This is a genomic window from Gymnodinialimonas ceratoperidinii (assembly GCF_019297855.1).
GTDB lineage: Bacteria > Pseudomonadota > Alphaproteobacteria > Rhodobacterales > Rhodobacteraceae > Gymnodinialimonas > Gymnodinialimonas ceratoperidinii.
In genome coordinates this window covers 3,158,642-3,171,918 of sequence record NZ_CP079194.1, presented here as the reverse complement: position 1 = coordinate 3,171,918, position 13,277 = coordinate 3,158,642, and the positions used below count along the sequence as shown (strand labels likewise).

Here is a 13,277-nt window from a genome sequence, read left to right as displayed (position 1 = left end):
GCCCCTCACACTCCCCGCTGTATTTTTGAAAAGGTGAAGGACTAAGCGGCGCGCTCTTCCAACGCGGTTGCAGTGGCGTCGAGGCGGTCGATGCCTTGTGAAATTTCCTCCTCGGAGATGGTCAGCGCCGGCAGGACGCGCACGACGTCGTCAGCGGCGGGCACCGTGAGGACGGCGTGGTTGTAGCCCTCCGCGACCACGTCAGTGGGCGCAACGCGGCACTTGAGGCCGAGGATCAACCCCTGGCCCCGGACGCTCTCGAAGATCGTCGGGTGCGAGGCGACGAGGCCTTCCAGCTTCTGGCGCAGGAAACCGGCCTTGGCGTTGACCGCCTCGAGGAAGCCGTCTTCCGTGATCGTGTCCATCACAGCGGTGCCTACGGCGCAGCCCAGAGGATTGCCGCCATAGGTGGAGCCGTGGGTCCCCGCGGTCATGCCCTGTGCCGCCTCCTCGGTGGCGAGAAGCGCACCGATCGGAAAGCCGCCGCCGATGCCCTTGGCCACCAGCATGATATCCGGCGTGATGCCGGCCCATTCATGGGCGAAGAGCTTGCCGGTACGCCCGACGCCGCATTGGATCTCATCGAAGATCAGCAGCAGGCCATGTTCATCGCAGAGATCGCGCAGGCCCTTCAGGCATTGGTCTGGCACGGGGCGAATGCCGCCTTCTCCCTGGATCGGCTCGATCATGATGGCGCCAACGTCCTCTTGCGCGGCAGCCTCGCGCAGCGCGTCGTGATCGCCGAAGGGCAGGCTCTGGAAGCCTTCCAACAAAGGCCCGAAACCCTTGGTGAGCTTCTCGGACCCGGCCGCGGAAATCGCGCCCATAGAGCGGCCGTGGAACGACCCTTCGAAGGTGAGGATCTTCATGCGCTCAGGCGTGCCGGTCTCGGTGCGGTACTTGCGCGCCATCTTGATCGCCAGCTCGGCGGCCTCGGTGCCCGAATTGCAGAAAAAGACGGTGTCGGCGAAGGTGTGTTCCACCAACCGTTCGGCCAGCGCCTTCTGCTGCGGCACTTCGTAAAGGTTGGACGTATGCCACAGCGCGTCGGCCTGATCCTTCAGGGCGCCTACGACCGTCGGGTGCCCGTGGCCGAGTGACATTACGGCGATGCCGCTGGCAAAGTCGAGAAAACGTCGCCCGTCCGCTTCCACCAACCAGGAGCCTTCGCCTTTGACGAAGGACAGATTTGCGCGGGAATAGCTTGGAAGGACTGGCGAGATCATTGGCTCGGCTCCGTTTGGGTAGACAAGCGCCTGTGTTGCACTGCGCCTGTGACCTAGTCAATTCAAGGATGCTGATGGGGTCATGTGCCAGCGGTGATAGAGACCTGCATGATCAGACAGGTGGTGGAGCCCGTGGCATAGAGCTTGCCACTCGCGGCATCCCGGATCGTGCCCTCGGCGACGCCTGTGGTGCGACCGGAATGGGACACGATCCCCTCGGCAAGCACCTCCGTGCCAATGGGGATCGCGCGGGTGATGTTAACCTTGTATTCGAGCGTCGTATAAAGACTGCCGCGCGGCACCTTGGTCATCACGGCGCAGGCCATCGCGCTATCAAGAATCGTCCCGTACCAGCCGCCATGCACCGTGCCCACCGGATTGAGGCTCTCGAACGACGGCTTGCCGCGAAAGACAACGCGCCCGTCCTCAACCGCATCCAGCTCAAACCCGAGGGTCTCGCCGATTGGCGGATTGGTCACCTCGCCATCCAAGATCGCTTGCATGAACGCCAGCCCCGACATCGACAGTGTCCGGTCGCGGCTCGGCAGCTCGTCCACGTCTTGGGCGAAATAGGCTTTCTGCATGGATACCTCCAACTCGGTTCGCGCCATAGCGCCATGCCACGCGTCCGAGCACAACCCGTGCCTTCACCTTGGTCCTACAACTCTGGGGGTGGGCGACCGCAAGGGCGCCAGGGGGCTAGCCCCCTTTACGCGACTTCCGCGAGCGCAACGTTTGGGGTGACCCCCAGAGCAGCGCAGACGTCCCGGGTCAATTCGGGGCGATTGAGCGTGTAGAAATGCAGATGGTCCACGCCGCCTTCGATCAGGTCGGTGCAAAGCTCCGTGCAAAGCGCCGTTGACAGAAGGTCCGCCCGACCGTCGCGGAGCGCGGTGTCATAGGCATCGTCGAGCCATTGCGGGATCACAGCGCCACAACCGTTGGCAAAGCGCCGCGCGCGGGGCCAGTTCTCGATCGGCAGAACGCCGGGCAGGATCGGCGCGTCGATGCCGGCGGCGACACAGGCGTCGCGGAAGCGGAAGAAGGTCTCGGCCTCGAAGAAGAACTGCGTGATCGCCGAGGTGGCCCCGGCTTCGATCTTGCGTTTGAGGTAATCCACGCACTCCTGCATCGAGCCCGCCTCAGGATGCGGATCGGGATAGGCACCGACGCGGATGTCGAACTTGCCAGTGGCCGCCAGTGCCTCGATCAATTCCACCGACGAGGCGAATCCGTCCGGGTGCGGCGTGAAACCTTCCGCGCCCTTGGGCGGATCGCCCCGAAGCGCCACGATCTGCGAGATGCCTGCCTCGGCGTATTGCTCGGCGATTTCCAGCGTCTCGGCACGGGTGGCATCGACGCAGGTCAAATGCGCTGCCACCGGCACACCGAAATTCGCGTCGATCGTCGTCACGGCGTCATGGGTTAGCTTGCGCGTCGTCCCCCCCGCCCCATAGGTGACGGAGACGAAATCCGGGCTCAGCGGCGCCAAAACGCCGAGCGTTTCCCACAATTTGAATGATCCCTCCAATGATTTGGGCGGGAAAAATTCGAACGAGACGCTTGGCTTGGTCATGACGGAAAGGGTCCTTGATATGTCGCAACCGGATGTCGCATAGATGGCGGCGATCAACAAATTCATAACTCTCATCATCAATATGAGTTTCGCATGCATATCGAGTTCCGCCACCTGCGCACGATCAAGGCTATCCACGAAGAGGGCGGCTTGGCAAAGGCGGCCGACAGCCTGCACATCACCCAGAGCGCACTCAGCCACCAGATCAAGGGGCTCGAAGATCAGGCGGGGCTGGAGCTGTTCATCCGCCGCTCGAAGCCCATGCGCCTCTCACCCGCCGGCATGAAGATGCTGCGGTTGGCCGAAGAAGTCCTGCCCCGTGTCGCCGCGCTGGAAGAAGTTTTCACCGGCCTGCGCGCGGGCAAATCCGGGCGGCTGCACATCGCGATCGAGTGCCACGCCTGTTTCGACTGGTTGCTGCCGGTCCTCGAAGCCTTCCGCCAGACATGGCCGGACGTGGACGTGGACATCCGCCCCGGCCTTCAGTTCGAAGCACTGCCCGCGCTGAACCGACAGGACGTCGACCTCGTGGTCTCAAGCGACCCGGAGGACCTGCCCGGCATCGATTTCACGCCGCTGTTCGACTACGAGCCCGTTTTCGTCTGCGCGGCCGACCATCCCCTGGCCGCCAAGGACTTCGTCGAAGCCGCGGATTTCGCGGATCAGACGCTGATCACCTACCCGGTCGACCGCCCGCGCCTCGACGTGTTCAGCCAACTGCTTTTCCCCGCGGGCGTCGAGCCGAAGGCGATCCGTCAGGTGGAGCTTTCAGCCGTGATCCTGCTTCTCGTCGCCTCGGGCCGGGGCGTTTCCGTCTTGCCCGATTGGGTGGTGCGCGACATCGGCGCGAGCCAGTCGATCGTCACCAAACCCCTGACGGCCAACGGGTTGACCCGGCGCCTCTACGGCGCCAGCCGGTCCGAGGACACGGCGAAACCCTTCATGTCCCACGTGCTGAAGCTGTGCCGGACCGAGCCGTTGAAACTCCAACGCCGCGGCTGACGCCCGAGACCTTTGCAAAGGTCTCGGACAAACTCTTGCAAGAGTTTGGTGCGCCCCTTGGCACGGGCAGGCGTGACAGCTATAGGATCGCGCCTGACCTAGAGGGAATTCCGATGCAAGGCTCCGCCAATCTCAACGTGATGATCAAAGCCGCGCGCATGGCGGCGCGGTCCCTGCAGAAGGACTTCCGCGAAGTCGAGCAGTTGCAGGTCTCCTCCAAGGGGCCGGGCGACTTCGTTTCCCGTGCGGATCGGGCGGCGCAGCAGATCATCAAGGACGAGTTGATGGAAGCGCGTCCGAACTACGGCTTCCTCGGCGAGGAAGAGGCCGAGATCATCGGCAAGGACCCGACGCGCCGCTGGATCGTCGATCCGCTCGATGGCACCACCAACTTCCTGCACGCCATGCCCCACTGGGCGATCTCGATCGCGTTGGAGCACAAGGGCGAGATCGTCGCCGGTGTGGTCTATGACCCTGCCAAGGACGAGATGTTCTTTGCCGAGAAGGGCGCAGGTGCCTGGCTGAACGACACGCAACGCCTGCGGGTCTCGGCGCGCAAGCGGATGTCGGAATCGGTCTTCTCGGCGGGTTTCCCGCCCGATGGCGGGCGCTACCTGCCGGGCGTTCTGCGCGATCTGGCGCGACTTCTGCCACTCTGCGCCGGGATGCGCCGCAACGGTGCGGCGTCGCTGGACCTGTGTTGGGTCGCGGCCGGTCGGTTCGAGGGTTATTGGGAATACAATCTGAAGCCGTGGGACATCGCGGCAGGCATCCTGATTGCCCGCGAAGCCGGCGCCTTCGTGGAGCCCATTCGCGAGGATCAGACCTTGCTGGAAGACGGCCATGTGATCTGTGGCACCGAGGCGATCTTCGACCAGTTCGCCAAGGTGATCCGGACGCGGGACTAACCGTATCGGCAGGGCGCGCGGGAGCGGCGCCTTCCGACCTCGACCCTCAACCTTTCGTTAACGCGCGTAGCCGCGATCGTAGATGATCTGCTGCGCCACGCCTGCGGCCAGCAGGTAGATCGACGTCACCGTGACCACCGTCGTCAGGGTCGGGTTCGACGCGAAATCGGTCCAGGCGGCATAGGCAATGCTCGTGACCCAGATCAGCGCCACGGGAAGTGACACGATCCGCCACCGTGCCGTGCGGACGGGGTGGACGAACTTCAGGTTCAGGAACTGCGCCGCCGACAGCACCAGCACGATTCCGAGGATGACCGGCGGCGGCGGCACGATCACCAATGTCGCCAAGGCGACCATGTTCCAACAGCCCGGAAAGCCTCGGAAAGACTTGTCCGCCGTCTTCATCCGCGTGTCCGAAAAATAGAGCGAAGACGCGAAGGGAATCAGCAGCACGACCAGCCAGCCCGGCCAACCCGGCAACAGCCCGGAGCCGTAGAGCGCATAGGCCGGGATCATCACGTAGGTGAGGAAATCGATGATCAGGTCGAGCAGCACCCCGTCGATCACGGGCGCATGCGTGGTGACGTCGTAGCGCCGGGCCAGAGGGCCATCGATGCCGTCGACGATGAAGGCCACGGTGAGCCAGATCGTCATCATCGCCCAGTCCTGCTGAGCCGCTTCCAGAAGCGCCAGCATGGCAAGGGACGCGCCGGCGGCTGTGAACAAATGGACGGAGTAAGCTCTAAATCGCATGGCAGCTTCGATGCCTGTTTGCGGGCCGGTTTGCAACCTCAAGTGCGCGTGGCGCAAGCCTCATGCCTTCGGATGAGCTGCGTTGTAGACTTCCATGAGGCGGGCCGTGTCAACGGCGGTATAGGCTTGGGTGGTAGACAGAGACGCGTGACCCAGAAGCTCCTGAATCGCACGAAGATCACCACCTGCATCCAGCAGATGGGTGGCGAAGGAGTGGCGCATGGCGTGGGGCGTCGCGGTCGCGGGAAGCCCCAGTTGCATGCGGGTCTTCTCCATCACCTTGGCAACGGCGCGAGGGCCGAGCGCCCCGCCACGGATGGCGCGGAAAAGCGGCGTGCCGGCCGGCAGATCGTGGGGGCAAAGGCGCGCGTAACGGGCGGTGGCCTCTTGCGCGGCAGGCAGCACCGGCACCTCGCGTTCCTTGCCGCCTTTGCCGGTGATCCGCAGCACCGACGGCAATGAGGCGTGGCGGGCATCGAGGCCAAGCGCCTCGGAAATGCGCAGGCCGCAGCCGTAGAGCAGCGTGACGACCGCCATGTCGCGGGCCTGCACCCAATCACGCGCGTCCTGATCGGCCACGCCGTTTATCATCTCTTTCGCGCCGACCTCCGTCAGGGGGCGGGGCAGGCGTCGGATGTGTTTCGGTGCCCGCATCGAGAGCACGACTGTGGCATCGAAACCATCACGCTCGGCCCACCATTTGAAGAAGGCCTTCACGGCAGAGAGGCGCCGCGCGAGAGACCGGGCGCTGACGTCCCGGCTCCGCTGCGCGGCCATCCAAGCCCGCATGTCGCGCGTCTGCAACGCCCGCAGACCCGCCGGGCCGGGAGAGCCGCCAAGGTGATCGGCTTGGAACGAAAGAAACTCGCTCACGTCGGCGCCATAGGCGGTGACCGTGGCAGCAGCCCGACCGCGCACGGAACGCAGATGGGTCAGCCACGCGTCCAGCAGGTCGCGGACCGCCGGCGTGAGAGAGAGGCTCAATCCAGCCAACCGCGCATCAGGCGCTCGAACACGCCTGCGAAGAAGGTCAGCAGGTCCGTGCCCTGCGAGGGCCGAAATTGGTGGGGGTCCTCCGCGCCCATGACCAACAGGCCGGGCAGGCGCCTTTCGCCCAGATCAAGCGTCAGGCAGGCCTCAGAATGGATCCAGCGCGAGGCTTCTCCGAAGATCCGCTCGGCGTCGCCACCCACCTGCCGCAGGCTGACCTGCCGATGCGGCACATCGCGCCCGCCGGTCACGTATTCCTGCACGAAACCCGGCGCGACGACCGTCAGCACGTCTTCCAGCTTCTGCACCTTCGGGGCTTCGGTCTCGGTCGCTTCGGCGCTTTCCAGCACCAGCCGCACGCGGTCCACGCGCAGGATGCTGGCGATATCGGTTCCCAGAAGGGTCAGGAACTCGGTGAATTCCTTGGCATCGAGCATCCGGATGATCGAGCGGTGGATCTGGTTCGTCCCTGCAAGATTTTCGTAAGCCGCCGCAATGACGGAGCGATGCGTGTCCTCCAGCCGGTCGAGCCGGTTCTGCAGACGCTCCATCGCGATGCCGCGCATGTCGACGATATTGCCGCCCATCTGCCGGTCGTTCGCCGCGATCAGGGCGCGCATCAGGTCCCGGTCTTCGAGGATCAACTCCGGATCCGCCAGCGCGCGGTCGCGCCAATCGGCTTCGGGTGCATTCAAAAGGGAATCGAGCGGGGCTCCCGCCTCGGTGCTGCTCATCAATACTGCCTCAACTTTTTTATCGTTGAGGTGTGCATATCATAGGCGGCGACGCGCGGGCTAGAAATTTTGGCCAGCCCGCGCGGATGATGTTCAGGAGTGTGGCTTATGCCGGTTCAGACGATGGACTGCCCGGTCTTGGCCCAATCGGCCATGAAGGCATCAAGGCCCTTGTCGGTCAGCACATGGTTCGCCATCGATTTGATCACGCCCGGAGGGGCCGTCGCGACATCCGCGCCGATCAGGGCGGCGTCCTTCATGTGGTTGGCGTTCCGGATCGAGGCCACGAGGATCTCGGTCTCGAAGGCGTAGTTGTCGTAGATCTGGCGGATCTCGGCGATCAGGTCCATGCCGTCGATGTTGATGTCATCAAGCCGGCCCACGAAGGGCGAGATGAAGGTCGCGCCCGCCTTGGCGGCCAGCAGCGCCTGGTTAGCCGAGAAGCAAAGCGTCACGTTAACCATGCGACCCTCGCCCGAGAGCACCTTGCAGGCCTGAAGTCCTGCCCAGGTCAGCGGCACCTTGATGGTGATGTTGTCGGCGATCTTGGCCAGCTCGCGGCCCTCGGCGATCATGCCGTCGGCATCCAGCGCGACGGTTTCAGCGGAAACGGGGCCATCGACGAGGTCACAGATCTCGGCGGTCACTTCCTTGATATCGCGTCCGGATTTCATGATCAGCGAGGGGTTGGTTGTGACGCCATCCACCATGCCGAGGCCATGCAGCTCACGGATCGCATCGATATCGGCGGTATCCACAAAGAATTTCATAAGGCTGGTTCCTTTCGGGAGGATTACGTGATGATTTAGCGGCCTTCTACAGCAACGACGGTATCCCTGAAAGCCATGGACGAGCATTTCGATGAAGGCGATCTGGTGGGGGTTCTGACCGCAGAGCCCCTCGATCGCGTGCTTGACTACAAGGCGCCTGCGGGCGGGTGCTGGTTGGGCGCCTTCGTGGAGGTGCCACTCGGCCCACGGAAGGTGCTCGGTGTGGTCTGGGGGCCGGGGCGCGGGGACTGGGATATCTCCAAGGTGCGCAAGGTAAATCGCGTGCTCGACGTGGCCCCCATGCGCGCCGAGATGCGCGATTTTCTCGAAAAGGCCGGCGCTTACACGCTGACACCGATGTCGCTGATGCTGCGGTTGGCTACCCGCGCGCCGGGCCTCGGTGATCCGCCCTCGATGCGCAAGGTCTACCGTCTGGGGCAAGGATCGCCCGACCGGATGACGCCTGCGCGGACGCGGGTGATCGAGACCCTCGTCGAATACGGCGGCTTGGGCTTCACCCTGAAAGAACTGAGTGAGCTGGCCGGCGTCACCTCATCCGTTGTCAAGGGACTGGCCAAGCAGGGCGTGGTGGAGGAGGCCGATACGCCGCGCGATGCGCCCTATCTGAGGCTCGACCCGACCCTGCCGGGCAAGGAACTGACCGAAGATCAGGCGGCGGCCGCTGCGCAGTTGCAAGAGGGTCTTCGTGCCCGCCGCTATGGCACGGTTCTGCTGAAAGGGGTGACAGGCTCGGGCAAGACGGAAGTCTACCTCGAAGCGGTCGCCGAATGCCTGCGGCAGGGGCGACAGGCGCTGGTGCTGCTGCCCGAAATCGCGCTGACCTCCGAGTTTCTGACCCGGGTGAAAGCGCGCTTCGGGGCCGATCCGGCGGAATGGCATTCGGGCGTCACGATGACCGAGCGCCGCCGCTGTTGGCGCATGGTGGGGCAGGGGGAGGCGCAACTCGTCGTCGGCGCCCGCTCCGCCCTGTTCCTGCCCTACCGCGACCTCGGGCTGATCGTGGTGGATGAGGAACACGACACCTCCTACAAACAGGACGAGGGCGCCAGCTACAACGCGCGTGACATGGCTGTGCTGCGCGCCTCGCTGAACGATGCGCAGGTGGTGCTGGCCTCGGCCACGCCCTCGCTCGAGACATGGGCCAACGCCGAGGCCGGCAAGTACACGCGCCTCGATCTCGCGTCGCGGTTTGGCCCGCAAGACCTGCCCGAGATGGCGTCGATCGACATGCGGACGGAGGATCTGCCCGGCTCATCCTGGCTCTCCCCGAGCCTTCAGAGCGCCGTGGGCGCGCGGCTTCAGGCGGGCGAGCAGGCGCTTTTGTTTCTCAACCGTCGCGGCTATGCGCCGGTGACGCTCTGCCGCGCCTGCGGCGAGATGGTGGGCTGCGATCATTGCGACGCGCGCATGGTCGAGCATCGGTTCCAGAAGCGCCTGATCTGCCACCAATGCGGCGAGACCAAGCCGATGCCCGAGGCCTGTCCCTCCTGCAAGGTGGAGGGCAAGATGGCCGCCGTCGGCCCCGGCGTCGAGCGCATTGCCGAGGAGGCCGCCGCGGCTTTCCCCGATGCCAAGACGGCGATCCTGTCGTCGGACCTTTTCGGCTCGGCCCGCGCGCTCAAGCAACAGATCGAGGAGCTCGCCCACGGCGACACCGACCTGATCATCGGCACGCAGCTTGTCGCCAAGGGTCACAACTTCCCGCGCCTCACGTTGGTGGGAGTGGTCGATGCCGACCTCGGCCTGCAAGGCAGCGATTTGCGCGCGGCAGAGCGGACGTTCCAGCTGATGCGGCAGGTGGCGGGCCGCGCCGGGCGGGCGGAGAAGCCGGGGCAGGCGTTGTTGCAGACCTTCCAGCCCGAGCACCCGGTGATCCGCGCGATCCTCTCAGGCGACGAGGAGGGCTTCTGGCGCACCGAGGCCGCCGAGCGCGAGGCTGCCGGCATGCCCCCCTACGGGCGGCTGGCAGGGATCGTGATCTCCAGCACCGAGGCCGCCGCCGCCTTCGATCTCGGCACCCATCTCGCCCGCAACGACGCCGCGATCCGCGAGGCCGGTGGCATCGTCTATGGCCCCGCACCGGCCCCCATCGCGCGGGTGCGCGGACGCCACCGGGTGCGGCTTCTGGTCAAGGCGCCGCGCGGCGTCGCGCTGCAATCGGCGCTAAGTCGTTGGACACATGGGCTGAAATTGCCGGGACACCTGCGGCTATCGATCGATATCGATCCGCAGAACTTCTTTTGAAAACGGTTCCCCCTCGCGGGTGCGCGCGCTAGAACCTTGCGAAATCCTACGAGAGATCACACCACCATGACTGCGCCCCTTCCCGGCCCCATCCGTCCGCAACCCGGTATCCTCGATATCGCCCTCTATCAGGGCGGCGCCTCGAAGATCGAGGGCCATGCCGCGCCGCTGAAGCTCTCGTCGAACGAGAACCCCTTCGGACCGTCGCCGGCCGCCGTGACGGCAATGGCAGAGGCAGCCGCCGGGGCGCATCGTTATCCTTCGACCGATCATGCGGGGCTGCGCGCGGCCATCGCCGAGATCTACGGCCTCGACGCGGACAACATCATCTGCGGCGTCGGCTCGGACGAGGTGATCCATTTCCTCTGTCAGGCCTATGCGGGACCGGGGGACGAGGTGCTCTATACCGAGCATGGCTTCGGCATGTATCCGATCGCCGCGCGTGCCGCAGGCGCCACGCCGGTCGTCGTTGCCGAGGCCGAGCGCCGCGTCGACGTGGACGCGTTGATCGCCGGCATCACGCCCGCCACGCGGCTGATCTTCATTGCCAACCCCGCCAACCCCTGCGCCACGATGATCGACAGCGGCGAGATCACGCGGCTGGCCGATGCACTGCCCGACCAATGCCTGCTGATCCTCGACGGGGCTTACGTGGAATTCGCGGAAGGCTACGACGGCGGCAAATCACTGGTGGAAGCGCGCGACAACGTGGTGATGACGCGGACCTTCTCCAAGGTCTACGGGCTCGGCGGGCTGCGGGTGGGCTACGGCTACGGGCCGCGCCATGTCATCGACACGCTCAACCGCATCCGAGGGCCCTTCAACCTCTCCGCCATGGCGCTGGCTGGCGCCGAGGCCGCGGTGCGCGATGTCGATTGGGTGGCGGAATGCCTGCGCGTCAACGCCGAGGAGCGCGCGCGACTGGCGGGCGGGCTGCGCCAATTGGGCATCGCCTGCGACGACAGCCAGGCGAATTTCGTGCTGGCCCGTTTCAAGGATGAAGCCGCCGCCGACGCGGCGGATGCGCACCTCAAGTCCGACGGCATCATCGTACGCGCGCCGAAATCCTACGGGCTGCCCGACTGCCTGCGGATCACCGTGGGCCGCCCCGAGGACAACAGCCGTGTGTTGGCTTCCCTGACGGCGATGGTGGCGGCATGAGCGTGATCTACGACCGCGTCGCCCTGATCGGCCTCGGCCTCATCGCGGGCTCGATGGCCCATGCGATGCGCCGCGCGGGCCTCGCCGGTGAGATCGTAGGCACCGCCCGCTCGGCCGAGACCCGCGCCGTGGCGGCCGAGATCAACCTCTGCGACCGGATCACCGAAACAGCGGCCGAGGCCGTGGCGGGCGCCGACCTCGTGGTTCTGGCCGTTCCCGTGGGGGCCATGGCTGCCGTTGCCGCCGAGGTCGCGCCGCATCTGGCGCCGGGCGCGACCGTCACGGACGTGGGCTCCGTCAAGCGTGAGATCATCGAGGCGGTCGGCCCGCATCTTCCAGATGCGGTGCATTTCGTGCCCGGCCATCCGCTGGCAGGCACCGAGCATTCCGGCCCCCGGTCGGGCTTCGCGGAGCTCTTCGACAACCGCTACACGCTGCTGACCCCGGTGGAGGGCACCGACCCCGGTGCCACCGCGAAGTTGCGTGCGCTTTGGGAAGGGTGCGGCGCTCTGGTCGAAGAGATGGACGCCGAGCACCACGATCTCGTCCTCGCCGTTACCTCCCACACGCCGCACCTCATCGCCTATACGATGGTGGGTGTCGCCGACGATCTGCGCCGGGTGACCGACAGCGAAGTGATCAAGTATTCCGCCGCCGGTTTCCGCGACTTCACCCGGATTGCCGCCTCGGATCCAACGATGTGGCGCGATGTCTTCCTATCCAACAAGGAAGCGACGTTGGAAATTCTGGGTCGCTTTACCGAGGAATTGTTCGCGCTCCAGCGCGCGATCCGTACCGGCGACGGCGATCATCTGCACGATTATTTCACCCGCACCCGCGCGATCCGCCGCGGCATCATCGAGGCGGGCCAAGACACCGACGCGCCGAACTTCGGACGTGAACCCGCAAAGAAGGACGGCCCGTCATGAATGTCCGCGCCGCCGTCATCGCCTTGGCCGTCGGCGCCAGCTTTCCAGCAGGCACCCTGGCGCAATCAGCCGAGGTGCGCGTGATCGAGGCGACACCGCTCGCCCCGGCCGGGTCCCTGCGTCCCGCCGCCCGGCCCGGCAGCGGCACGCCCGTCCCGTCAAGCAGCGGCCCGGGCGCGATCGGTGCAACCGTTAGCGACACCATCGGCGCAGTGCCCGGAGCCGAGGCGCCCGCGCCCAATGCACCCCGTGGCTTGGCCGACCTTTTCCGCCCCCGCGGAGAGACGACAGCCCTGGCAGGTGTCGGCAGCGGAGGCTCGACCCTCGCCATAACGCAATCCCTGCGGCCGCAAATACGGCCTGACGGGCTGGAGGGACGGGTCCGCTCGGCCGCGACGCGCAACACGCCCGGCCGCGTGGCGCAGCCGGGCCGCAACACCGGAACGCTCTGCGGCGTCGTCGGATTGCAGGGCGAAGAGATCGAGGCTGTGACCGGCCGGATCAGCGGCTGTGGCATCCCCAACGCCGTCCGCTTGCGTGTGGTTCATGGAGTGCAGCTGACGACGCCTGCCACGATCAACTGCACGACCGCGCAATCGCTCAGCCAGTGGGTGCTCGATGCCGACGAGATCATCGGCGGCACCGGGGGAGGGATCGCGAACATGCGGGTGATGGCATCCTATGCGTGCCGGACCCGCAACTCGCGCGCTGGCGCGCGTCTGTCCGAACACGCTACCGGCAGCGCCATCGATATCGGCGGCATCGGCCTGCAGAATGGCAACGAACTCAGCGTGTTGGGCGATTGGCGCGGGGGAAATTCCGCTGTCATGCGCGAGCTGCACGCGGCGGCTTGCGGGACGTTCGGCACCGTTCTGGGGCCTGAGTCAGACCGCTTCCACCAGGACCACTTCCATTTCGACGTGGCCTCGTATCGGTCCGGTTCCTACTGCCGTTAGAGCCGCA

Annotated in this window: 13 protein-coding genes; 6 read left to right on the top strand and 7 right to left on the bottom strand. The window is 65.6% G+C overall.

Annotated features, from left to right (window positions below):
- Window positions 1-41: 41 nt before the first annotated feature.
- The 3 genes from KYE46_RS15380 to metF all read right to left on the bottom strand — a co-directional run bounded on the left by KYE46_RS15380 (window position 42) and on the right by metF (window position 2,802).
- Window positions 42-1,226 (bottom strand): aspartate aminotransferase family protein, encoded by a 1,185-nt coding sequence (locus tag KYE46_RS15380; RefSeq protein ID WP_219001768.1) that lies wholly within the window; start codon window positions 1,224-1,226, stop codon window positions 42-44.
- A gap of 80 nt (window positions 1,227-1,306) precedes the next feature.
- On the bottom strand, window positions 1,307-1,810 hold the full coding sequence (locus KYE46_RS15375; protein WP_219001766.1) for a PaaI family thioesterase: 504 nt from the start codon (window positions 1,808-1,810) through the stop codon (window positions 1,307-1,309).
- A gap of 125 nt (window positions 1,811-1,935) precedes the next feature.
- The gene (gene metF, locus KYE46_RS15370; protein WP_219001764.1) at window positions 1,936-2,802 is read right to left on the bottom strand and encodes a methylenetetrahydrofolate reductase [NAD(P)H]; all 867 of its coding nucleotides are present in this window, start codon (window positions 2,800-2,802) and stop codon (window positions 1,936-1,938) included.
- Between the two features lie 93 nt (window positions 2,803-2,895).
- On the opposite strand from metF, the gene KYE46_RS15365 reads away from it, so the two are divergent.
- Both KYE46_RS15365 and KYE46_RS15360 read left to right on the top strand, forming a co-directional pair.
- Complete coding sequence (locus KYE46_RS15365; protein ID WP_219001762.1) at window positions 2,896-3,804, top strand: LysR family transcriptional regulator; 909 nt, start codon at window positions 2,896-2,898, stop codon at window positions 3,802-3,804.
- Window positions 3,805-3,917: 113 nt separating this feature from the next.
- A complete protein-coding gene (locus KYE46_RS15360; RefSeq protein ID WP_219001760.1) occupies window positions 3,918-4,712 on the top strand; it encodes an inositol monophosphatase family protein in 795 nt (264 codons plus the stop codon).
- A gap of 57 nt (window positions 4,713-4,769) precedes the next feature.
- On the opposite strand, the gene KYE46_RS15355 is transcribed toward KYE46_RS15360, so the two are convergent.
- The 4 genes from KYE46_RS15355 to fsa form a co-directional block, all read right to left on the bottom strand.
- Window positions 4,770-5,465: a CDP-alcohol phosphatidyltransferase family protein gene (locus KYE46_RS15355; protein WP_219001759.1), complete on the bottom strand. Its 696-nt coding sequence runs from the start codon at window positions 5,463-5,465 to the stop codon at window positions 4,770-4,772.
- A gap of 60 nt (window positions 5,466-5,525) precedes the next feature.
- A complete protein-coding gene (locus tag KYE46_RS15350) occupies window positions 5,526-6,449 on the bottom strand; it encodes a tyrosine recombinase XerC (RefSeq protein WP_219001756.1) in 924 nt (307 codons plus the stop codon).
- The gene (locus KYE46_RS15345) at window positions 6,446-7,189 is read right to left on the bottom strand and encodes a DUF484 family protein (protein WP_219001753.1); all 744 of its coding nucleotides are present in this window, start codon (window positions 7,187-7,189) and stop codon (window positions 6,446-6,448) included. The genes KYE46_RS15350 and KYE46_RS15345 overlap by 4 nt, the downstream gene beginning before the upstream one ends.
- Window positions 7,190-7,305: 116 nt before the next feature.
- The gene (fsa, locus tag KYE46_RS15340; protein WP_219001750.1) at window positions 7,306-7,959 is read right to left on the bottom strand and encodes a fructose-6-phosphate aldolase; all 654 of its coding nucleotides are present in this window, start codon (window positions 7,957-7,959) and stop codon (window positions 7,306-7,308) included.
- 75 nt (window positions 7,960-8,034) lie between these two features.
- On the opposite strand from fsa, the gene KYE46_RS15335 reads away from it, so the two are divergent.
- The 4 genes from KYE46_RS15335 (at window position 8,035) to KYE46_RS15320 (ending at window position 13,270) form a co-directional block, all read left to right on the top strand.
- Entirely contained in the window at window positions 8,035-10,224 is a 2,190-nt protein-coding gene (locus KYE46_RS15335) for a primosomal protein N' (RefSeq protein WP_219001748.1), read from the top strand.
- Window positions 10,225-10,290: 66 nt separating this feature from the next.
- Entirely contained in the window at window positions 10,291-11,385 is a 1,095-nt protein-coding gene (gene hisC, locus KYE46_RS15330) for a histidinol-phosphate transaminase (protein ID WP_219001747.1), read from the top strand.
- On the top strand, window positions 11,382-12,314 hold the full coding sequence (locus KYE46_RS15325; protein WP_219001744.1) for a prephenate/arogenate dehydrogenase family protein: 933 nt from the start codon (window positions 11,382-11,384) through the stop codon (window positions 12,312-12,314). Before hisC ends, KYE46_RS15325 begins: the two co-directional genes overlap by 4 nt.
- Window positions 12,311-13,270 (top strand): extensin family protein, encoded by a 960-nt coding sequence (locus KYE46_RS15320; RefSeq protein ID WP_219001742.1) that lies wholly within the window; start codon window positions 12,311-12,313, stop codon window positions 13,268-13,270. The genes KYE46_RS15325 and KYE46_RS15320 overlap by 4 nt, the downstream gene beginning before the upstream one ends.
- Window positions 13,271-13,277: the final 7 nt, after the last annotated feature.